Annotated in this window: 15 protein-coding genes; 7 read left to right on the top strand and 8 right to left on the bottom strand. The window is 57.2% G+C overall.

Translation table 11 applies throughout. The features are described from left to right. Window positions 1–30: 30 nt before the first annotated feature. Window positions 31–330 carry a Dabb family protein gene (locus JO972_RS07455; RefSeq protein WP_309489399.1) on the top strand — a complete coding sequence of 100 codons (300 nt, stop codon included), beginning with the start codon at window positions 31–33 and terminating at the stop codon, window positions 328–330. A 102-nt stretch (window positions 331–432) separates the two neighbouring features. Beyond that, window positions 433–1,716, top strand: coding sequence for a C25 family cysteine peptidase (locus tag JO972_RS07450; protein WP_309489398.1), 1,284 nt, complete (start codon window positions 433–435; stop codon window positions 1,714–1,716). 25 nt (window positions 1,717–1,741) lie between these two features. Here JO972_RS07450 and JO972_RS07445 read toward each other — a convergent pair whose 3' ends face one another. Next, complete coding sequence (locus JO972_RS07445) at window positions 1,742–3,286, bottom strand: sulfatase family protein (protein ID WP_309489397.1); 1,545 nt, start codon at window positions 3,284–3,286, stop codon at window positions 1,742–1,744. A gap of 109 nt (window positions 3,287–3,395) precedes the next feature. Here JO972_RS07445 and JO972_RS07440 point away from each other — a divergent pair, with 109 nt between their 5' ends. Next, window positions 3,396–5,189, top strand: coding sequence for a DUF3472 domain-containing protein (locus JO972_RS07440; protein ID WP_309489396.1), 1,794 nt, complete (start codon window positions 3,396–3,398; stop codon window positions 5,187–5,189). A gap of 23 nt (window positions 5,190–5,212) precedes the next feature. Here the strand turns inward: JO972_RS07440 and JO972_RS07435 are convergent, their stop codons facing one another. The 4 genes from JO972_RS07435 to JO972_RS07420 form a co-directional block, all read right to left on the bottom strand. Then, window positions 5,213–6,607, bottom strand: coding sequence for a sulfatase (locus JO972_RS07435; RefSeq protein ID WP_309489395.1), 1,395 nt, complete (start codon window positions 6,605–6,607; stop codon window positions 5,213–5,215). 74 nt (window positions 6,608–6,681) lie between these two features. Then, on the bottom strand, window positions 6,682–7,131 hold the full coding sequence (locus JO972_RS07430) for a GNAT family N-acetyltransferase (RefSeq protein WP_309489394.1): 450 nt from the start codon (window positions 7,129–7,131) through the stop codon (window positions 6,682–6,684). A 26-nt stretch (window positions 7,132–7,157) separates the two neighbouring features. Further along, window positions 7,158–7,871, bottom strand: coding sequence for a ZIP family metal transporter (locus tag JO972_RS07425; protein WP_309489393.1), 714 nt, complete (start codon window positions 7,869–7,871; stop codon window positions 7,158–7,160). 198 nt (window positions 7,872–8,069) lie between these two features. Then, the gene (locus JO972_RS07420) at window positions 8,070–10,601 is read right to left on the bottom strand and encodes a protein kinase domain-containing protein (RefSeq protein ID WP_309489392.1); all 2,532 of its coding nucleotides are present in this window, start codon (window positions 10,599–10,601) and stop codon (window positions 8,070–8,072) included. A gap of 241 nt (window positions 10,602–10,842) precedes the next feature. On the opposite strand from JO972_RS07420, the gene purM reads away from it, so the two are divergent. Then, on the top strand, window positions 10,843–11,835 hold the full coding sequence (purM, locus tag JO972_RS07415) for a phosphoribosylformylglycinamidine cyclo-ligase (RefSeq protein ID WP_309489391.1): 993 nt from the start codon (window positions 10,843–10,845) through the stop codon (window positions 11,833–11,835). Between the two features lie 40 nt (window positions 11,836–11,875). Then, complete coding sequence (locus tag JO972_RS07410) at window positions 11,876–13,801, top strand: amidophosphoribosyltransferase (protein ID WP_309489390.1); 1,926 nt, start codon at window positions 11,876–11,878, stop codon at window positions 13,799–13,801. Between the two features lie 114 nt (window positions 13,802–13,915). Here the strand turns inward: JO972_RS07410 and JO972_RS07405 are convergent, their stop codons facing one another. Next, on the bottom strand, window positions 13,916–15,430 hold the full coding sequence (locus JO972_RS07405; RefSeq protein WP_309489389.1) for a metallophosphoesterase family protein: 1,515 nt from the start codon (window positions 15,428–15,430) through the stop codon (window positions 13,916–13,918). A gap of 250 nt (window positions 15,431–15,680) precedes the next feature. Between JO972_RS07405 and JO972_RS07400 the strand changes: the two genes are divergently transcribed. Then, window positions 15,681–17,684 carry a c-type cytochrome gene (locus JO972_RS07400; protein WP_309489388.1) on the top strand — a complete coding sequence of 668 codons (2,004 nt, stop codon included), beginning with the start codon at window positions 15,681–15,683 and terminating at the stop codon, window positions 17,682–17,684. A gap of 68 nt (window positions 17,685–17,752) precedes the next feature. After that, window positions 17,753–18,844: a 3'-5' exoribonuclease YhaM family protein gene (locus JO972_RS07395; RefSeq protein WP_309489387.1), complete on the top strand. Its 1,092-nt coding sequence runs from the start codon at window positions 17,753–17,755 to the stop codon at window positions 18,842–18,844. Here JO972_RS07395 and JO972_RS07390 read toward each other — a convergent pair. Beyond that, entirely contained in the window at window positions 18,841–20,280 is a 1,440-nt protein-coding gene (locus tag JO972_RS07390) for a sulfatase family protein (RefSeq protein ID WP_309489386.1), read from the bottom strand. The genes JO972_RS07395 and JO972_RS07390 overlap by 4 nt on opposite strands. 9 nt (window positions 20,281–20,289) lie before the next feature. Further along, on the bottom strand, window positions 20,290–22,836 hold the full coding sequence (locus tag JO972_RS07385) for a sulfatase-like hydrolase/transferase (RefSeq protein WP_309489385.1): 2,547 nt from the start codon (window positions 22,834–22,836) through the stop codon (window positions 20,290–20,292). Between the last annotated feature and the right edge of the window lie 72 nt (window positions 22,837–22,908).

Below are 22,908 nucleotides of genomic sequence, written 5' to 3'. Positions count from 1 at the left end.
AAAATGTGGGTGAGGCGCAAAGCTGCCGCCATGGAACATCACGTATATTTCTGGCTGAAAGAAGAGAACCAAAACGACGCCGATCGCGCTGCCTTTGAGCAGGGAATGACCGAGCTGTTGAAAATTGAGAACATTGCCTCCGGAATCTGGGGCAAGTCGGCGGCGACCCCCGAGCGCCCGGTGACCGACAAGAGCTTCGACTACGCGCTGTCGCTGAAATTCGACAGCATAGAGCAGCACAACATCTACCAAGACCACGCCGAGCATCATGTCTTCGTCGACAAGTTCAAAGACCTCTGGGCGAGTGCCAAGGTGATGGATGTGGCATAGTTTCGCATTCAACAAACTCCTACCTGAAGTGAAGCGCGCTGCGACTTTGCTTCAGGTATTTTTTTGCCGCACAAAAGCGTGGTGCCGGATCGCTTTTAGTTGGTGAACGCTACCATTTTATACTCCGCCCTGTTGGCAGTGGCCTGGCCTCTTTCCTGCCTGGCTGAAGAGGCGAAGGAGGCTCCGCCGGAATCTACGGTGCTCTTGATTACCTCCGAGGAGCTGGCTCCAGCATGGGGGCCGTTTTCGGCTTGGAAAGCGAAGCGGGAAAAGCCGACCAAGGTAGTGACCACCGCTGAGATAGCGACTACGTATCAGGGTGTCGATTTACAGGAAAAAATCCGACTGTGTGTGCGTGATCACATCGATCATCAGGGCACCCGCTGGGTGATTCTCGGGGGCGATAGTTTGCCGGGCGGTAAGGGCGTGGTGCCGGATAGGGACACCGTGCATCGGACGATGTGGGGCAAATCCACCGACATCCCCACGGACATTTACTATCTATCAACCACGAATTGGGATGCCGATGGCGATGGGGTTTACGGTGAGTTTCAAGACGACCGCGAGGCGATCAGCTACCCTGACGGCAGCGTGGGGCTGGGGCGTATTCCGGTGCGGACCGCCGCGGATGTGGCGGCATACACCGACAAGGTGATCAGCTATGAATCCAAGTATCCTGCCGGGAAGTTCGCCGAGACCATGGTCTACACCTGCACGGTTCAAGGAGCCTACGCCAAGGTGCGCCGCAGTTGGGACGACCACGTTTCCAGCGCGCTTCCTAACGGTAACATGTCGCGCTATTTCGCCAACAAGACGCCTTGGGACAAGGAACGTCCGGGCGACTTTGAAATCGATCCGAGCAATTGGATCGCGATGATCAACGCCAAGAAAACCGGCAAGTTCCATTTCCATGGGCACGGCTTGATCGACTGCTGGGTGTTAGAAGGACATCAGAAATTCAGCAAGCAGCACGTGGACCGCCTGACCAACCAAGACGCCTATCCGGTGATCACCACGGTATCGTGTTTCACCGGTCATTATGATGCGGCCAAAGACCCCTGCATCAGTGAATCCATGCTGCGCATGCCCAAGGCGGGAGCGATCGCCATCGTGGCTCCGTGTCGCGAAGGCAAACCGCACTTTCTCAACCCGAAAGAAGATTTCCCCTTGATGGTGCGCCAAGGGAAAATGGACGGAACCACGGAGACAATGACCCTTTTCTGGGAAAAAGGAATCAAGCAGAAGCTCAGCACCGGCGAGGCGCTGATGCGGACCAAGGCGGCGCTGTCAGAGCGCGCGGTGAAGTCGGCTAACTTTCACATGTGCCTGGCTGAGTTGAATTTGTTAGGCGATCCAACCATCGCGGTGCACCCTGAGTCCAAGTAGCTGGCTCAGGGTTGTTTGATGTCATCTAACGCTTAGCGGCAGGGTATTGCTCGATGAGCTTTTTCTTAAACGGCGGCACCGGGCCATCGTTTTCCTGCTTCGGTCCGGGGGTGGTGCGACCGTTGGTGATGGCCTGATTGACCAGCTTGATGAGGGTGGTCACTTTTTCCGGGTGTTTGGTGGCGACGTTGTTTTGTTCCGAGGGATCGGCGTCGAGGTCATAGAGCTGCACCGGTGGGGCATCGGCCGGGATTTGTTTGCCACGCGGCGCGGACCAGCCACCAGATCCGGGGCAGAGGGCGAGTTTCCATTTCCCTTGGCGGATGGCAAAGTCACCGCTGATCGAGTGATGGATGGTGAACGGGCGCGCTTCCTGCTCCTTGCCGGTGAGAGTGGGGAGGAAGGAAAAGGAATCCACGGCACTGCTCTCGGAGACTTTCGTATCGATGGCATCGGCCACGGTCGCGAAGAAATCGGCCGAGGTGATGGTGCGATCGGTGATGCTGCCGGCGGCGGCTTTGCCCGGCCAGCGGACGATGAATGGCACGCGGTGGCCACCCTCGTAGATGTCTGCTTTGTGGCCTCGGTAATCGCCGTTAGGTTTGTGACCCTTAGCGTGCAGCTTGGGGATTTCAGCTCGAGGTGAACAGCCATTGTCGGTGGTGAAGATGACCATAGTGTTGTCGGCGATCTTGTTAGCATCGAGCGCTTTCAGGACTTCGCCCACGACCCAATCGGTCTCCATCAGGAAGTCGCCGTATTGGCCGAGGGAGGATTTGCCTTTCCACTTTTTGGAAGGAACGATGGGGGTGTGGGGGCTGGTCAGTGGCAGGTAGAGGAAGAACGGCTGCTTAGTCTTGGCGCGCTCTTTGATGTAGTTCACAGACTCGCGGGCAAAGTCTTCAAGGCAGGTCACGGCCTCGAAGTCAGCGGCGCCCGGGCCGGGGCGGTTGAAGGCTTTGACATGGGTGGGGATGCTGGTGGCGAGATCGTTTTTCAGATACACGTAGGGGGCCATATCGAGTGAGCCGGCAATGTAGAACGAGTAATCAAACCCGACGGAGTTCGGGCCGCCGCCGACTTTTTGGCTGAAGTCGATGTCCCAGCCTTTGCCTGCCTTTTTGTGTTTCCCCATGACCTTGGGTTTGCGCGCCTTGTCGAGATACTTCCAATCGAGGCCGAGGTGCCATTTTCCGATCAGGGCGGTGTGGTAACCGTTGTCTTTGAGAAATCCGGCGACGGTTTCGGTGTGCGGTTTGATCATCGCACCGCGTTTCGAAGGCTCCATGATGACCGCCTTTTTCAGGAAGGATCTCCAGTTGTAACGACCGGTGAGGATGCCGTAGCGGGTGGGGGAACAGACGGCGGAGGTGCTGTGGGCATCGGTGAAACGCATGCCCTCCTCGGCCATGCGATCGAGACCGGGCGTGGCCGCTTTGCCTCCGTTGTGCGAGACATCACCCACGCCCATGTCATCGGCGAGGATGAAGATGATGTTAGGCTTGTCCGCCAGCAGGCTGGTGGACGCGAGCAGAGTGGCTAAGAGAGAGAGGCGGGTGGCTTTTTTCATAAACGTGGGTGTAATTACGGCTGGGGGGCTGGGATCTTACTTTGGCGTGGTCGGATGACAGGATATCGTCCTAAGTGGAGCGATGAAAAGCTCTGTTGTTGCCATAATCATGGGAGGTTGTGCGGTCGGTAGCCTGCTCGGTGCGCCGATCAAATTCCTCAACGTTCTGCCGCAGGAGGATCGCGCCTACTACTATGGACAGGAGGCTGAAGACGGGGTGATTGAGCTCAATGCGACCAATGGCTTTTTCGATCGCTGTTTTCAAGCGGGTGGCATGGGCCCGGCGGACCCGGAGGATCAGGGGATGATCAGGGCGACCTTTGATCATTTACGGAAAGGCTCGGCCGATCATGGCTCCGCGCGCTGGCACCTCTGGTTGCCGAAACCCGGCACAGTGCAGCTGCGTTTCCTGATGACGGTTCCTGAGGCGGAGCGGGGGACCGAGTGGACCATCCGTGTGGGCGATCAGGTGCAAAGGTTGAAAACCAACAGCAGTGACGGCAGGAAAGCGCAAGATCAAGGGCTGCGGTTTGATGTGGCTGAGGCTGGTAAGGTGACGGTGGCGATCGATTGCTCGGAGCAGGCGCCGGCGAAGCTGAGCAAAATTCACAGAATCCAGTTGAAGGGAGCCGCGGTGCAGCAGGCCAAGCTACTGCGCGCCCGCTGGCGACCCGCGGCAGCTCATTTGCGCTTCCAAGCTCCGGACCAGTGCCCTGAACCGAAGATGTGGCTTTTTGAAAGCGTGAGCGTCAGCCAGTCCTCCAGCTACTCCCCGATCACCACCCCCTTTGGTTACTACGGCACGGTGTTCAATGCCGAGGGCAAGGTGAACGAGGGCGCGGGGTTCAACTTTTCTATGTGGGCGGTGAGTATGCGGGGCAATGCCAAGACACCGCCGGTGGAGCAAATGCCACGCTTGATCGGCACGGGGATCAGCGATGCCGTCTACAGCAGTTTTGGCCATGAGGGGACCGGATTGAAATTCCGCAATGCGGTGGCGTATCCGGATGGCGCCGGTCGTTTGATCCAAGCGATGCGCACGGAGACGCGCAACGGAGTGACCACCTACTATGCGTATTTTTACGATGAAAGCCAGCAGCTCTGGCGGCTCTACGGGTCGGGTCAAAAAGTGGCTAACAAAAAGGGCAGCGGCGAACTCCGCAGCACCGGATCTTTTTGCGAAGTCCCCGGGCCACCGCAGCGTGAGCGCAGCGGCGATATCAAGCGGGTCATTAAGCGTCGGGGCTGGTTTTACGGCAGTGATCAGAAATGGCACCGCGCAGAAATTGCGAAACCATCGGCGAAGGCCCTGCGGGGGCTGGAAATGGCGAAGGCCGCGATTGCCGCAGGAGAAGACCCCGGCCTGGATTCGGAACAAAACTACTACGCCGATGATTACGCGTCCAAGGGTTGGGTCGCCACCGCCACTGGAGGGATGGAAAATTTCCTGCCGCTGCAGCAGCATCAGGCGGCCTACGGCAAAGAGGATGCAGATTCAGAACGCCCCGCCTACATGAGCCCGGAGAAGACCGCGGAGTTGTTTCACCTGCCTGTGGAATTCGGCACGCCGAAGGTCACGGCGCTGGGGGAAACATCAGCGACCGTGCACTACCCCATCGTGAAGAGTGGTCCCAATGCCAAAGCGGTGCTCTACTACGGCACCAAGGACTGCATCACCTTCCTAGCGAACGTGGCTCAGAGCGGGTCTGCGGCGCAAAAGGAAATCTTCAGCGAGGAGCGGACTTGGCAATCGCACACGGCCGAGCTGGCGGTGGCTGAGGCGGTGGTGGATTTTCAGCTCAGTGGCTTGAAGCCGAAAACACAGTATTTTTACCGCGTCTTTGTCAGCCACGACGATGGGAAAAGTTGGGACGAGCACTCGAGCCACTTCACCACCGAGTGACAGCTTGGGAACCTTCCGGAACCTCAGGGTGTGGTCTTTTTGATCCAGTCCATCAGCTCCTCGCGTAGCGCTTGGACTTTTTCCGGATGCTTGCCAGCGAGGTCGTGCTGTTCTCTGATATCACGCTCAAGGTGATAGAGGGCATCGCTCTGGTCGGCGTCGAAGTGGATCAGTTTCCAACCGTCTTTTTGGATGGCGTGGGACGGCTGGTGGCCCGATCCGTGCGCGTGAGGATAGGTCCAGTAAAGGGCTCGACTTTTCAGCGCTGCCTTCGGCTGACCGTCGAGGGCGGACACCAGAGATCGACCGTCGAGGTGCTGTTCCGGCAAAAGCGGCTGACCGCTGAGTTCTAACAAGGTAGGGAAAAGGTCCATGGTGATGCTGGGGACCTGCGAGGTGGCGGGTGCGATTTTCCCCGGCCAGGCAATGATGGTGGGGATGCGGATTCCGCCTTCGTAGGTCCAGCCCTTGCCGGAGCGTAAGGGGAGATTGCTGGTGACCCCCGGGCTGTTCTTCAGATGGCAGTGGCCGCCGTTGTCCGAGGTGAAGACGATGATGGTGTTTTCTTCCAGTCCGAGTTGCTTCACCCGATCTAACACCCTGCCGATATTGCGGTCCAAGTTTTCGATCATGGCGGCGTAAGCGGGGTGGTCTTGACGACCGCGGGAGACCGTTTCATGAGGTCCCGGCACGGTGGGTGTGGGGCTGTCGCCATACCGTTGATGTCGTTTTTTCTGATACTTTGCCACCAGGGACTTGGGCGCTTGGATGGGGGTGTGCACGGCGTAGTGGGCGAGGTACAGGAAGAAGGGCTGGGCTTGGTGGCGATCGATGAAATGGATCGCCTGATCGGTGAGCGCATCGCTGAGGTAGTCGCTTGGTTCTCCGCTGGAGAGATCCGGCACGTTCCAGTAGCTGCCGCGTTTGTTTTTCTTGGCGTAGGGGTAGAAGTAGCTGGCTGGTTGTCCGGCGCGGTTGGTTGCTTTCATCCATGTGAAACCGTGGGAGTTCGGAAGCTGGTCGTCTTTCTCACCGAGGTGCCACTTGCCGGTGTAACCCGTCGCGTAGCCTGCCTCACGAAAGGCCTCTCCCAAGGTGGTTTCTTCCTTGGGTAAGGTGACATCCGATGGCTGGGGAATCCACTGAGTGATGCCCACGCGCTGTGGTGCTTTACCCGTCATCGCGGCCGCACGGGTTGGCGAGCAGACGGGGTTTGCCGAGTAGGAATGGGTGAAACGGACACCGGAGCTGGCCAGCCGGTCGAGGTTCGGAGTTTCGTAGAAGGTCGATCCATAACAGCCGAGGTCGGACCATCCGAGGTCGTCGATGAAAAAGACGATGACGTTAGGCGCTGGGGCCGCGCTTGTGGCGCCCAGGTTGGCGAGTAGGGCCGCGAGGCTGAGAAGGAGACGATTCATCACCCGTCGACCCTATCAGCAGGCCTAGGGCTGTCAATTTTCAGCCGGAGGTCAAATTTCTGCACCGCCCCAAACTAGGCGCGGCTCAGGCGTTTCTTCATCGCGAGGTGCGGCAGGCCGACCTCGGTGAACGGGCTGCCATGTTCGCGGTAGCCGGCTTTCTGATAGAATGGCAGTGCGCTGACCCGGGCGTGCAGGTGGATGTTCCTGTATCCTCGATGATGCAGGAAATACTCCACGGCACGCAGTAAGGCTGAGCCGTGACCTTGGCGACTGTGCTCCGGCGCAACGGCCATCTGGCGGATCTTGGCATCGGTCTCGGACAGTGGCATGGCAATGACGCAGGCGATCAAGGATGACGAGTCATCAAAACCTCCAAAGTGCAGCTGCGAGGCCTCGACGCTGAGGTCTTCGTCAAATAGGCTGAGGCCCAGAGGCTGGCGTAGCACGCGATCGCGCAGCTGGCATTCTTCCCGGTAGGCATCGGAGTCAAAATCAATACGGCTGAAAGATGGTGGCTGCATGGATGGATTGGAAATAGAGAACCTGCTTAGGAAGTCAACATCTCGCCGACCAGCCCCAAGGTAAATCCCAGGACGGCGCCCAATGCGGGGCCCCAGTGGCGTTTCAACTGCGCCTGAGGAGCCACATCTTGAAATACGAGGTAGAGAATTGCCCCGGATGAGAAGAGTGAAATACCGCCAAGCACGGCGGGCGCCTGGGTGAGAAATTCGAGCCCGACCAGTGCTGCCATAGGTCCCAACAAGGCGGCTGCCGCAAAGATCAGCAGGATGCGCGTGGACGAGAGCCGCGGTGCGCTGATCATTTCGCGGTAGGCATTGAATCCTTCCGGCAGGTTCTGCATGGCAATGAGTGCGGCGAGCAGAATCGCGCCTTGGCTATCTCCGCTGATCACCGAGCCCAGCGCGAGAGCTTCCGGTAAGTAGTCGGCGAGCATCGCGATCAGGTTCGAGACCGGCGTGCCGCTTTGGCTTAATTGGCGATCCACCAGCATCATCACCACCCCACCGGTCATGAACAAGAGCCCTGCTGGACCGGCGGAAAACTGCTCCATCCCGTGAGGAGCCAAGACCAGGGCTACGGCAGCGATCAAGGCACCTCCACCGAAGGCGATCACCGAGTGCCGAAACTCGGTTTCCAGCCAGTTCGGACGAATGCGCTCGAAGCGTGCCAGCACCCCACCCAGAGGAATGGTGATGCCGGCGAGCAGGGCCAGCAGGCTGGCTTGGAGGAATTCGTTCATACCGATGCAAGGGAATCTGCGAGATAGAACAAAACGCTAGACCCGCTCGCTGTTGGGTCAAGCGGATGCTTTCCTCACCGGCAGGAGGGATGTCCATAGCTCATCATCGAGCTGTGGTGTTAGGCTTGCTGTATGATCAAAACACGGCTCTCCTGAGTCCTTGCCATCTCACCGTTTGCGTGTCTTTTTTTGACGGTTTTAATCGAGATCGAGAGCTTTCAGCATCAACGAGGTGTCTTCACCGATCGCTGCCACTTTTTCCTGCAGCTCGCGTGCCTGCTGGGTGAACCCCTCCTCTGTGAGTGAGGTGGCTTTTCCTAACAGGCCTTTGGTGTAGAAATCGAGATGGGCTTTCAGTTTCGCCTGGTAGATGTCGTCGAGTTTTTTCAGCTCGGCAGTCGACTCGGTTTGAATTTCTTGGAAAGAGTCCGGAGCAAGGCGGGGCAGGGTGGTGAGCAGCTCTCCGCTTTCCTCCACTTCTTCCATCGAGTTTTCTACCATCTCTGTGAGGCGGTCATTGCCACGGCCTCCGCGTCGCCCACCAGGGACTTCCACTCGGCGTGCGGCACGTTTCATGGCGCGAATGTAGCCGTTGATAATCTGACCGCGTTCTTGTTGATACTCTTCGACGTCAGGTTTGACACGTTTTTGAATCTTGCTGTTCACGCTGGCGAGCCATTGATCGAGATCAAAATCGCCAATCTTGGCGGTGGCGGCTTTCTTCGGCTCGCTCCACTCGATCATCAGGCAGTTGGCCTCGCCGCTTTTGCCATCGCTGGACGACCACGCTTCAGCGCTGCCGCCGGGGCGGAGTGTCATGATCATGCGGTTCTTGGCGCTGTCATCGCTAGGTTGACCGCTCGCCCAGCCGGTGGAGTGCCAAGCTTCTTGGGTGATCCATTGCCAAGGCGAAGTTGGGGTGAGTAGGAATCCGCCGAGCCAAAACCGGTGCGTCTTGCTCTCGCTTGCAAAGGTTTTAGCGAGCCATTGGTTCTCTTCCGGTGAGCTTGGCACGGGGAGGTGACCTTTGTATTTCGTGGTCAGCTCGCGGGCACTGTCCCATGATACTTTTTGGTTGATCCGCAGGAAATGTGATTCTCCGAGTGTGCGTGTGCCTACGGGGTAACGAGCTTCTTGCAGGCCGTTCTCTTCGATGGATGCGGTGGTGCGCTTCAGCTGCTCTTCCATGGTGCACGGGTTGCTGCCGTCATTGCGCCATTGCAGGATGATCGGACGCCTGCCGCTCTCTGGTTGTGGGATCAGTTCGCCGTGTGAATTCAGTGCGAGGAAGCCTTCACCGACCGTAGCTTGGCCTGGTGTGTCGGCGCTGTTCCAAGGGCTGCTATCGGTCCACTGCCAGCTGTCGTTTGCAGCGAGTCCGGCACCGATCCAAGTCGGGCGGGTGATTGAGAATTGTTGCATCAGCCATTTCCGATCATCCGTATCAGCGAGTATGGCAAGATGAGCTCCGTGTTCTTCGGCAAGTTTCTCCGCATTGGGACGTGTGAAGTTAGTTTTTAGTAGCAGAAAATGGCTACCGTTTCGCTCGACGGTGGTGTCTGGAAATTGGTCGCGTGCACCGCTTGCCAGTCGGGCTTTGAGAAGAGCAAGCTGCTTGATCGGTGGAAGGGTCTTCTTGCTTGGGGTGGGGGCGGTGTTGACTGTGGAGGTTGCCTCGACCGGTTCGGATGTGTCGGAACCTGGAGTTGGAGTGCTGGGCAATACCGGTGTAGCGGGCTTGTCGATGTCGGTGGTGGCAGGCGCTGGGTCCTTGTCCTTGCGGTTGGCCAGCACGGCGATTCCTGCGATGGCGACCAGAGCGATCAATGTGAGTGCCAGTGCGGGTGATTTTTTCTGCGGTGCTGCCATAGTGACCGCGGAGCGCACCGGGGCGGCAGGAACGTTGAGCACGGAGGCCGGTTGGCTGGAGACCTTTTTAAGAGCTTCGGCCAGCTCTGCGGCGGTGTTGTAGCGTTGGTTGGGGTCTGGATGGGTGCTGCGGGCGACGATGGTGTCGTATCCCATCGGGCAGCCGCTGATGGAAGAGGGACGGGTTCTATGTTCATCCGGCATCTGCCCGGTGAGCATCTCGTGCAGCATCACTCCGATAGAGAAAATATCGGCGCGGCGGTCCACGGGTTGACGGGCGATGACCTCGGGGGCGGTGTAGCCCGGGGTGCCATAAATCACGTCCTCAGGGTTGGCGGCGGCATTCATGGGGGCGGCCAGTCCGAAATCGCCAATCTTGGGAGTGGCATCCATGGAAAGGAGGATGTTGGCCGGTTTGATATCGCGGTGCAGGATGTCGGCATCGTGCGCGTGGTCGATCCCTTCGCACACCGCAATGATGATTTCTGAGGCCTGGACCGGATCGATGGCTTTGCCGTAGCACGAGTGGTAGAGCGATTTGCCATGAACCAGCTCCATGATCAGGAAGAGCATGCCGTCGATATCGCCAAAGTCATAAATGCCGATAAGGTTCGGGTGGTTCAGGCGGGCCATCGCCTTGGCTTCGGCCTCGAAAGACTCGCGGAATTCCGGGTCGGCCCCGAACTCGCGAGGCAGGATTTTAATCGCGACAGCGCGGTCGAGCGAGATTTGCTTCGCCTGATAAACCGCCCCCATACCTCCTTGGGCAATGAAGGCCTCGATGTCGTAGGCGGGAAACAGAGGTGCGAGTTCCTCCAGAGATGGGGCTTGAAAAGGGGTGGTGGGCTCGGTGTTTTCCATGGTAGATCGAGGAGACGGGTAGGTTGTAAACTCAGGCTTGCCTTAATCAGAAGACAATAATCCTTCAATTAAACCGCCGTCGCGGCACTTAGTTGTTATAATTTATTAAGATTGCTGGGAAAATGCGGAGCAAAAATCAAGCCATGAGGGTGAAAGCTTCGGGCATCGGTACAAAATAAACCATTGCCACCGTCCCGTGGGGTGTTACAAAGCGCTCCACGAGTTATCGTGCAAATGAGCTATGTCGGGCAAACTTACCTACAAAGAATCGGGCGTTGATACCAGGGAAGCCGCCGCCCTCGTTGGGGACATCGGAACCCATGTGCGCAGAACGCAGAAGCAGCGCCAACTACACGGAGCCTTTGGGCTTTTTGCTGCTTGTTATGATCTGAGCGCTTATAAAGAACCTGTCATTGTCACTGGTTGTGACGGTGTAGGCACCAAGCTGGAGCTCCTGCTGGAGCACGATCAGCTGGAAGCCGCTGGTAAGGATCTCATCGCCATGAGCGTGAATGACATCATTACCACTGGTGGAGACCCGCTGATGTTCCTCGATTACATCGGTATCGCAGCTCTGGACAAAGACCTCATCACCCGCCTGATCGCAGGGATGTGTGACTACCTGGAAGACTGTGGCTGCATTCTGGCCGGCGGTGAAACCGCGGAAATGCCCGGCATCGTGCCGGAAGATGTGGTGGAACTCTCCGGATTCTGCATCGGCTGCTGTGAAAAACCCAATCTCATCGATCCCACCACCATCGCCACCGGTGACGTGCTGATCGGTTATCAATCGGACGGCCCGCACGCCAACGGTTGGAGCCTGATTCGCCGCGTCTTTGCCGAGCATGGTGATGCTTTTTCCAAGGAAGAAATCGTCAGCCTGCTGGCTCCCACGCGTCTTTACCACGATGTGGTGAACGATATCAAAGCGGCGGGCATCAAACCCCGCGCCTACGCCCACATCACGGGTGGTGGATTGCCGGAGAACTTGGAGCGTCTGCTGCCCAACCACGGTGCCGACATCGTGATCCCGAACTGGGAAAATGCTGCGATGCAGAAGGTGTTCCAATTTGTGGACTCAGACGATAAGTTCCACACCTTCAACATGGGCTTCGGCTGGGTGACCATCGTCGCTCCCGAGGACGTGGACAAGGCCCTCGCCGCCGGACCTGGCGGAGTCAAGATTGGCACCATCACTGATACCCAAGGGGTGCGAGTGAGCATGGAGTCCTAAGTCTGCACACTGAAACACTGCAAACGACCCAACTTCTTTCATGAGCGACTCTCTCAAACACGAATGCGGCATCGCCGTTGTTCGCCTTCGCAAACCACTCTCATATTATAAGGACAAATACGAAACCCCACTCTGGGGGGTGAACAAATTGTTCCTGCTGATGGAAAAGCAGCACAACCGGGGCCAGGACGGCATCGGGATCGGTTGCTGCAAACTGGACATGCCCCTCGGGCAGCCCTACATCTTCCGTCGGCGTGACGCGGCCAAGGACTCCATGGCCTCGGTTTTTCGCGGTGAGCTGAAGAAATACAACAAGATGGTCCGCAAGGGCGTCTTCGATCCGGAGAAACCGGAGACCGTCAAAGACAAGTTCGACTTCGGCGGCGAGATCCTCATGGGGCACCTGCGCTACGGCACCTCCGGCCAGTTCGACTCCGGGTCATGCCACCCCTACCTGCGCCGCAGCAACTGGCCCACCCGCACCCTGATGGTGATGGGGAACTTCAACATGACCAACGCCGGTGCGTTGAATAAGAAGCTGATCGATCGTGGACAGCACCCGATTTTCGGCACCGATACCCAAACGGTCCTGGAAGAAGTGGGCTTCCATCTCGACGAGCACCACACCGATCTCTACCACAAGCTGCGCGACGAAGGCATCGATGGTCGCGAGATCCCGGAAATGATTTCCGAGCAGATTGATCTACCTGAGATCATCAATGAATCCGCCGAGCCTTGGGACGGTGGTTACTGCATCAGCGGGGTGGTCGGAAATGGCGATATGTTTGTCATGCGCGATCCGCGCGGCATCCGCCCATGTCACTTTTACATCAACGATGAAGTCGTCGCCTTCGCCTCCGAGCGAGTGCCACTGATGACTGTTTTCGAAGCCAACAAGGAGGACGTGCACGAGCTGGAGCCCGGCACCTGCACCATCGTCCGCCGTGATGGCAGCATCAGCAACCATCGCTTCCACCCGGAATTACCGAAGAGCCCATGCTCGTTTGAGCGGATCTACTTCTCCCGCGGAAACGATCCGGATATCTACCGTGAGCGCAAGGCCATGGGCGCCGCTCTGGTCGACCAGGTGTATGAATCCATCGGCAGCAATTTCGACAAGGCCGTCTTCGCCTTCATCCCGAACACTGCCGAGACCGCTTACTACGGATTCCTCGATGGCCTCCGCCTTCTTCGTCGCCAGCAAGTGCGCGCCGAGATCATGGACGCCTGCGCTAAGGGGGAACTGACGGAGGAAAACCTCGATAACCTGATCATGCGCAACTGGCCACGTGGCGAGAAAGCGGTGCACAAGGACATCAAGATGCGGACCTTCATTTCCCAGGAAAAAGGTCGCGCCCAGCTGGTCTCCCACGTTTACGACATCACCTATGATCTGGTGAAAGAGGGAGATGCTCTGGTGGCATTGGACGACTCGATTGTCCGCGGCACCACGCTCAAGGAGTCGATTCTGAAAATTCTCGCCCGCACCAATCCGCGCAAGATTGTGGTCTGTTCCACGGCTCCGCAGATTCGCTACCCGGACTGCTACGGCATCGATATGTCGGAGATGGGCAAGTTCATCGCCTTCCAAGCGGCTGTGAATCTGCTGAAAAAGGCAGGGAAAAGCTGCGTGATTGAGAAAGTTTACCTCGCTTGTAAAGCCGAGCTGAAAAAGCCGGAGGATGAGCGTGTGAACCAGGTCAAGGGCATCTACGAGGGCTTCAGCGATGAGGAAATCTCTGCCGAGGTCAGCCGCATGGTGTATCCCGAGGATCTCGATTGGCATGGCGAAGTGGAAGTCATTTTCCAAACCATCGAAAACCTCCACGCCTGTATCAAGGGCCCGACTGGCGACTGGTATTTCACTGGCGATTACCCCACTCCCGGAGGTTTCGCCACCGTCAACCTCGCCTACGTCAAATGGTTCGAAGGAGCCGAAGGCCGGAGCTACGACCTGCCGTTGTAACATTCCAGCTGCCATCGAGCAGCTCTTGTTGGGTGGTAGTCAGTCAGCCCTCATGCTGAGTCATGGGGGCTTAGTGTCTCGTCTGAGTTAGGCGCTCATGGCCGAAGACGCGTGCTATTTTTCCACAGGCGGGGATTTCAGCACAATCTTGTAGCCCTTGCCTGGGATATTGCTTCGGCGGAGGACGAGCTTGCGTTCGGCATCGAAGATTTCCAGGGTGAATTGGTCGAGCCGTTTCATCAGCGGCGCGCTGCGGTTGCGGTTCCAGACCACGACGGCAGTGATCGGCTGTTCTTCTCCGAGATCGACCTCCCACCATTCATTCGGCCCTTTGGCTGTGTGGCTGATGGAATTGTTCTTTTTACCACTGCGGTTTCCATCCACCGCCTGGGCTGCGGGGGTGGTGGCAAAGAGGGTGGACGATTGTCGGGCGATGCGGCGGAGGGCGATGTTCTTTTTCCCCCGCATCACTTCCACTTCGGCCAAGGCCAGAGAGGGTCCATTGGGTTGGCGGATGCGCACATAACGGGCTTTCACAGGAAACTGACTGTTCACCTCGGGTTCGGCAGGTGTCGTGACTGGGGCTTCGGCTTGGCTGGTGAGTTGCGTGCTGTCATCCTCCGGTGTCTGGTCCACAGACGCGTCGTCGGTGGTAGTTAGCTCGGCCGTGAGGTCGCTGGGCTTGTTCGATGTTTCCTCCGCGGGCTGGTTTCTTCCGGATGCCACGATCCAGGCGATCCCTGCGCAGCCGATGACCAAGGTGATGAGTCCGATGGGCACTAGCGGGCTCATTTTTTTCTTGGGAACGAGCACCGGGGCTTTCACGGAAAGGTCGATGCGAGGCATGGCGCTGGTTTCTGCCAGAGGTGGGATGAGGCGTTTGCCGGGCTCCTGCAGGCTATCGAGATAGCGTAGGAAAAAAGGTCGAGTTTCCAAACCACTGGCATCGATGGCGCTGCGGTAAGCGTCGGTATCGAACTCCACACGACGGAACTCCACCTTGCGCGTCTCGCTGTCAAAAATGCAGTAGCTTGCCACAATGTCTTCACTGCGCGGATCACCGACGGAGCCGGGGTTGATGATGTAGCGGCAGTTGGGATCGCAGACGAACTCACCGGGCTCATGGAGGGTGATGTCGCCGGATTCTTCTTGGAGGAAGAGTCCGGGGCGGTGGGTGTGACCGATGAAAATGATACGATCGTCACAGGCGGCAAAGTTGCTCGCCGCCTCTTCCTCCGTGAGGATGTAGCCGAAGTCGAGCGGGGAAACGACTTCCGCGTGGGTGATCAGGAAGCTCTCGTCCTCGGGGTGAGCCATGTCGGGTAGAGCCTCGAGAAATTGGCAGGCATCGGCATCGAGCTGACTTTGGGTCCACTCGATCGCTGCCCGTGCCTGCTCGTTGAAGGCATCGGCGGACATGCGTTGGGCGCAGACGGCGTCGTGGTTGCCGATGACGGAAATGCGGCTGAGCTCACGCACCGAGGCCAGGACTTCCGCAGGGTTCGGGCCATAGCCGACGACGTCACCGAGGTTGATGATTTGATCGATCTCCAAGGCCTGCATGTCCTCCAGCACCGCCGACCATGCTTGCAGGTTGGCGTGGATGTCAGAGACGAGGGCGTAGCGCATGCGGACAGTGAGGTATCGGTTAGTGGCAGTTAGAGAGGGAGAGCTATCATGCGTAGATTAAAGGCTAACAAAATCTTCACCTGCGTCATATCATCTCTCGAAAGGGAGGATGTCGCCAGAGGAAAATTTTTTTGGCAGATCGTGGATGCCGCCTGCGTAATGCTGACACGTCCGTCCTCATTTCCCATTGCAATGTCGCCATGGCAAAAGAGAATGCGGCTTGCCTCCTGTCATCACCCCATCACCTAATATGCATTTCCTGCCCCGTCTCCTCATCGTCTCTCTCGGCCTCGTCCCCCTGGCCGAAGCCGCACCTAAGAAGAAAAAATCAGGTCCAAAACTTTCTGAAGGAGCGGCCGCGGACAAACTGCACCCCTTGTGGCGCATGGAAAATGTTTACCCGGACCAGGACGTGCAGTTGAAGGTCTCCGGCCTGGCGTTTGGTGGCGATGATATTTACGTCACCGTGTTCACCCCCGACCGCCTCAACAAGGCGCCCTTCAAAAAAGGTGAGGTTTACAAGGTGACTGGAGTGATAGGCAACTCGGATCGCTCCAAAATCAAGGCGCATCGTCTGATGGGGGATCTCTACGAACCCACGGGCATCGCCGTGCACAAGGGCAAAATTTACATTGGCGAGAAGGATAAGATTTCCCGTTTGGAGGACAAAAATGGCGACGGCGTTTACAGTGCAGATGAAAAAGTGGTGCTGATGGACGGCCTGTCACATGTCAATTTTCACACCTACACCGTGGGCTTTGAGAAGCTGGCCAAGGATGGCAAAACCTACTTGGTGGGGAACCTCACCACCTCCATCCGCCCTGGCGGAGCGCGCGACTTCAACGTCACCGTTAACCCTAAGACACACCGAGGTTCGACCTTTATGTTTGGCCCCGTGACCGGTGAGGAAAAGCCGTCCGAGGTCGATATCTCCTACTACGCCGGCGGCTACCGCACCCCGAATGGGATCGCTGTGGGCCCCAACGATGAGATCATCGTCACCGATAACCAAGGGGTGTTCAACCCGTCTAACGAATTCATCCGTCTCACCCCCGGTGGCTTTTACGGTCACTTCTTGCTGAAAAAGGATAACACCAACATTGCCGCCTTCCAACCGGAGGACGTGGACGACGTCAAAGGAGGGTCGAAGTATCAATCGCCGCCTACCGTGCACCTGCCGCAGGGCGAGGTTAGCCGGTCGCCATCGCAGCCAGTGGTGCTCAAGGACCTCAAAGGACCGATGTCTGTCTACAACGGCCAGTGGCTGGTGGGCGATGTGACCCTGGGTCGACTGAACCGTATCTTCCTCGAGGAGGTGGATGGCACATGGCAGGGCGCAGCTTTCCTTCACAGCGGCGGGCATGACCCCGAAGGAAAAACCGGCCTGACCGCCGGGCCGAACCGACTGAAACATGGCCCCGATGGCAATATCTATCTCGGCCACATCGGCGAAGGTGGTCTCTGGCAGTTCCTTCCGGCACCAGGCGAAGACCCCAAGCCACCCTACGGACTGCAGCGGCTGAGCCACCTAGCACCCCAAGAAATCCCCGCTGATTTCAACGAAATGGTCGCCGTGCGCGATCGTGTCGGCGGCTTGGAAATCGAGCTGTTCAAACCGATCACCCAAGCGCAACTGGATGCCGCTCAGATCGAGGCCAAGCAGTGGACCTATGTGCCGACCAATGGCTACGGCGGTCGCAACATGGGCACGGAAAAACTGACCCTGGTGAAGAAAACCCTCAGCGAGGATGGCAAACGCATCATGCTCACCCTGCCTGGCATCCGCGATAACTCAGCACCGTTTGTTAGCAAAGGCGGCTACACCAGCGAGAACGTCGGCTGGGTGGTGCATCTGACCGTGGATCAACTGGACCTCTATAAAAATGCCGCGTGGTACACGATGGTGAAGCATCAAGGTGGTGGAGCCAAGGCGCCGATCAAAAAGCAGCTCGACCCCAAGACCGAGCCGATCGCCTACGCCAAGTCCCAGCACAAGGCGGTTTGCGCAGCCTGTCACTCGACCGATGGCTCCCGCCTCGTGGGCCCCAGCTTCAAGGGTTTGTTCGGAAAAAAACAGCAGGTCATCCGCGACGGTGAGACCTCCACCATCACGGTGAACGATGCCTATTTGCGCCGCGCGATTGCCAACCCCATGCTCGAGCACCCCGTGGGGTTCCCTCCAGCAATGCCTAACCCCAACCTCTCGAAGGAAGAGCAGAAGGCGGTGATCAAGTGGATCAAGACGCTGAAATAAGGCGCCGTGAATGGCTGCTTTGATCTTCTGGCTTGTGATCTAAATCGCGGCGAGCTTATGCTGGCAACGTGCAGCATTTGTCCATTTCCTCGCTTCGAAAATCCACCGCCGACTCTCCACTGAGCGCCAGCTTTGATGCTCAGTTGGAGCGCAAGGCCGAGCGGGAAACCAAAACCGGCAAGCCCTTCTATGAGATCACCCTGGTGGATGGCACCGGGGACATGAAGCTCAAGGTCTGGGAAAATCGTCCCCAGTTTCGTGCTCTCGACGACCTCCCCGAGGGCAGCCTGCTGCGTGTCAGCGGTGAGTGGACCCAGAACCAGTATGGCATGGACTCTGCCAAGTGGGACATGCGCCTGCTGAACGAATCCGAAGGGCGCGATTTCCTCGCGGGCGATCCGGAAACGCGGCAGAAGCAAGACGCCGATTGGGCGGATATTCTGCAGATGACCGGTGACATCGCGGACCCTCGGCTGCATGCTCTCTGTGCTGAGTTTATTCTGCATTACGGCGATCGCTTTCGGCGCTCGGCCGCAGCCCGCAAAAACCACCACGCGCGCCGCGGCGGACTGGTCGAGCACGTGGCCCAGATGATGCGCTCCGCCTGGGCGATCTGTGGCGTCTATCCCAAGCTCAACCGCGACCTGCTCACTGCCGGTGTCCTGTTTCACGACTGTGGCAAGATGTGGGAAAACAACTACCCGGAAGCCGGCTTCACCCAGCCACATAACATCCACGGAGAGATGCTGGGCCACATTCCGCTGGGCATCGAAACGGCGAATAAAATTTGGCGTGACCTCAAGGATCAGCCGCAGTCGAAAGCCTGGCAGGAGCTGACACCCGAGAGCGAGGATGTGCAGCTGCACCTGCTGCACCTCATTGCCAGCCACCACGGCACCCACGAATGGGGATCGCCCACCTTGCCGCGCACTCCCGAAGCGATGGCGCTGCACTACATCGATAACCTCGATGCCAAATATGAAATGATGAGCGAGGGTTACGAAAGCTCACCGGAGCTGGCGCCCGGGATTCAGGAGAGGAAGTTCCCACTGCCAGCCAGCCTGGTGACACCTCTAACACACTTTTCGGCGAGTCCGGGTGTGGCGCCAAGCGCACCTAAACAGGAGAGCATCGAGTTACCGCTCGACGAGCTGTTTTAATCCCAAAAAGAGCCTTCGCTGGCGAGGCTGGCGTTAAAGGCATCAAGGATGGCTTTGAGGTTGCTTACCTCTGACGGATTGGCGTCTGACACATCGAAGCGTTCCCCCAGATCTTGTTCCACGTTGAAGAGTAGAGGGCTGGCTTCGGACGCTGTGAATCCGTAGTTATTGCCTGTCTGCGAGTAGAGTTTGGTGTGTATTTTCCACGCGCCTTTTCTAACACCATATCGACTATTGTTAGAATTGCCCGTGTAGATGTAGGTGAAATCAGGAACCGTGGCTGTGAACTGAGAGGGATTGAAAAAAGGACGAATGTCACGACCATCAAGCGTGCGCCCCGTGGGCAAGCTTTCACCAGCTAAAGCAAAGACCGTGGGCAGAATGTCCATCGTGCTAGCGGGAGTTTTTTCCCGACTCATAGGCGGTATCGTTCCCGGCCAGCAAAAGATGCCTGGAACACGGACGCCTCCTTCCCAAGTAGAGCCTTTACCATCGCGGAATGGTAGTGCACTTCCAACGTGGAGGCGGGCTTCACCATACTCGGCATGGTTGGCAGTATGGGCATATTTGATCCACGGCCCGTTGTCAGAGCTGTAAATGATCAGCGTGTTGTCAGTGATGCCGGCAGCGTCGATGGCGTCTCGAATTTGACCCACTGAGGCATCGATCTCTTCCAAGCAGTCGCCGAGTGGCCCGCGGAGTGATTTCCCTTGAAAATTTTCGGAAGCATAGACGGGGAGGTGTGGCATGTTAGGGGCGACGTAGAGGAAAAAAGGTGACGCCTTGTGAGTGTTGATAAAATCCACAGCACGCTCGGTGTAACGTTTTGTCAGTCCGCGCATGATGGTAACATTGCTATCCACATCAGACTCGATGGATTCGTAACCTGTGGTGGGATCATTCACGGTGGATGGTCCCTTGATCAGCATGCTGTTATCGTAATCATGGGAAACGGTCGTGCCTTCGAAAACATCGAAGCCATGAGCCAACGGTAGGCTGTCTGCGGTGAAGCTATTGTTGCTATTTGGGCTCCCGAGGTGCCACTTGCCAAACATCCCTGTGACGTAACCTTGGTTTTTAAGACCTTCGGCAATGGTCACTTCATTGGGGTGGATGTATTTGGCATCGGTCGGCCCGATGACCCATTTGCCAAGACCGGAACGTGCTGGGTTCCTTCCTGTTAGGAGGCCGTAGCGTGAGGCTGTGCATGCTGGGGAGGCGCAGTAGAATTGCGGAAAATTGAGCCCCTCATGCGTCATTTTAGTGATGTTAGGAGTGTGGATGGTCGGGCTGCCTGTGTGCGAGTAGTCGGCGTATCCGGAATCATCCACAAAGATGATAATGATATTGGGGTGATCCAATGCTGGACGGGCATGGAGGGGAGCTGCGACGAATGTGCTGCTCACAATGAGGAGGGTGGCGAGTAAGGTTTTCATGGTTCGTTTTTACGGACGTGATGCACGAAGTCGGAAAAAGACCGGACTGGGCGTGAAGACTTCGTTGTTTAAATCGACAGAAAAATTCACTGTCTCAGCATTGCCCTCCAGAGGTGTGACGGATGTGATGTAGTCATCGATGGCAAGTTGCGTCCAACTGACCAGGTCATAGGAATACTCAATTTGGTAGTGGTCATTCAGCGACTCCATAGGTCTTGTTAGCTTGCCGCTGAATGTTCCTGTGCTGGCATCGACGGCTGTTTCAGGTTCGTCGAGAAAGGGAGGTTTGGCGGGTGGTAATTGGAGGTTGGGAGAAGCAAAGCTCGTTTGGTAGCTTGCGGCGATTTCTTGAAGCTCTGTCATTTCAGAGGTGTGACTGGAGCTGCGGTCGATATGCTCGGTGGGATCATATTCCAGATGATAAAGTAGCGGAGCTGTTAGCGAGGTGGTGTTCTGTGGGTCCGAGTTGTTATAGGCGAGATGGTATTTCCAAGGTCCCTTGCGCACCGCTTGCAGCTGATAATCTGTGCCGTTGTGACGATGGAGAAAGAGGCTTGTTGCTCCGTCCGGTTGTTGCCTGCCAGCGAGCAATACCTCTGCTCGCGCTGTGCCATCGTAAGGTCGGTCATCGGGAGTGTAAGAATCGGCAATTTGGGTGATGGAGGAAAACAGGTCCGGCAGCCATAGGACGGCGTAATTATCCGTGGCGGCAGGAATGACTCCCGGCCAGCTAGCAATCGCCGGTGTTCTTACGCCCCCTTCCCAGGTCGTGGATCCGCCGTCAGTGAAGAGCCCGGTAGAACCCAGAGGAGCGCTGCTTGCAGAGAGATCAGGGGTGCCAGCGGAGATGAAAATCACTAACGTATTCGCAGTCTTACCAGCAGACGCCAAGGCGCTGCGAATCTCTCCGACGGATGCATCCATGGCCTCCACTTGATCGCCATGGCTGCCTAACAGAGATGTGCCAGTTGCCGGTATCGATGGTGGTTGAAACACTAGGAAAAACGGATCAGGGCCCTGTGTCGCGATGAATGTTATCGCCCGTTGGGTGAGCTGATTGAGCAAGGTGTTCGTATGGTAGGGGGAGTCGATCTCTGTTTCATTCTCCTGAAGTGGTGGGGTAGGAATGGCAGTGGCGTGGTAGGGGAGGCCATAAAAAATCTGAAAGCCCTGATCAGAGGGAGTGCTGCCAGCTGTATCTCCAAGGTGCCATTCACCGATAATAGCCGTCTGGTAATTGGCTCTTCGCAGTGATTCTGCTAGAGTCCACTCTCTGGAGTCTAGACCATCGGTATTTCCTGAATCCAGAGATGCTGGCAGGTCGGCTCGTCGTGCCACGCGACCAGTCAGTAGCGCGTATTGATTAGCAAGATCTCCCGGGCCACAGGTAGTGAATTGGGTAAAGCGGGTGCCTGAAACTGCCAGTTGGTCAAGATTCGGAGTATGCACCGTGGGCGCGCCGTAGCAGGAGAGATCGCCGAAGCCAAGATCGTCAGCCACGATGAGCACGATGTTCGGTGGGGAAGCCGGGACCACTGAGTAGTGTCCGGAGGCGATGGCTCCAGCCGCATTGTTTTTATAGGCAACCGCCCTGAGCTCACCTCCGGAGGGCAGGGTGATGGGGCCGCTGTATAGCGTTGAGCCGGTATCAGGATCACTGCCGTCCAAGGTGTAATAAATGTTATCCACTGCTTCATCCGGGGTGATGGCGATGGTGTCTCCCGGTCTGATTACTCCGGATGCTGGCGATAAAGTGACGGCCGCGACAGTTTCCACAGGAAAGACCTCGGACAGAGGTGTTCCTCCTCCGGCTTGGATGGTCGCAATTTCCGAAGGTGAGAGCACGTGATTGAAAATCCCGAAATCATCTAACCGACCACGAGCTGCGGTGTATCCATTGAGGGAGCCGAGCCATAAGTCCTGATCTGGAATGATGCTCTCGGTGAGCACGGAAATATCAATCCCTCCACTGGGAGTGGCCTCTGCGCCATTGACGTAAATACGAGTCAGCTTATTGGTTCGGTCAACGGTGACGATGATGTTTTGCCAAGTATTCTGATCATAGTGTGTGCCGCTTGTATCGACATTGATGGTATTGCCTCCGGTGTCGTCCAGTCGGATGCGAATGCTGTTATCCGCTTGATAAAACAGCTGGTATCCGGAGCCGGCAGACGCGCTGAGGAAATCGACAAGTCCTTTTGCGGAGTTCGCGTTACTGGTGCGATATGCCCATAGCGAGATGGAAAAATCACCGGTGCCTGGATCAAGGATGCTTTGGTGAGGAATGCTGAGGTATTCGATGCCGCTGCCATTGGCCAGCAGTTCGCCAAAGCCACTGCGCGTGTTCCATGTCGAGCTGCCTCCATGTTCGGTGGCATTGATGGCGCTATGTCCCAGCGACTCAGTAAGCCTCTCTGACACCGTGCTGCCATCCAAACTCCAGTAGGCCACTGGAGCGCAGGTGGCCGAAGCCGGGAATGTCACTGCCACTAACGCAAATGTGAGCATCAAGCTCTGCGCCTGACGATACAGGGAAGCACGAAGTCGAGGCAGCATAAGACGGCAAGAGTGGGAGTGATGGTTTAAAAAACGCTGAGAGCACGAGACCCTCAGCGTTCATGAAAGCAA

The sequence above is a fragment of the Oceaniferula flava genome, assembly GCF_016811075.1.
Classification (GTDB): domain Bacteria; phylum Verrucomicrobiota; class Verrucomicrobiia; order Verrucomicrobiales; family Akkermansiaceae; genus Oceaniferula; species Oceaniferula flava.
Note: the sequence above shows the minus strand (reverse complement) of the source record. Positions and strands in the feature narration are given on the sequence as shown.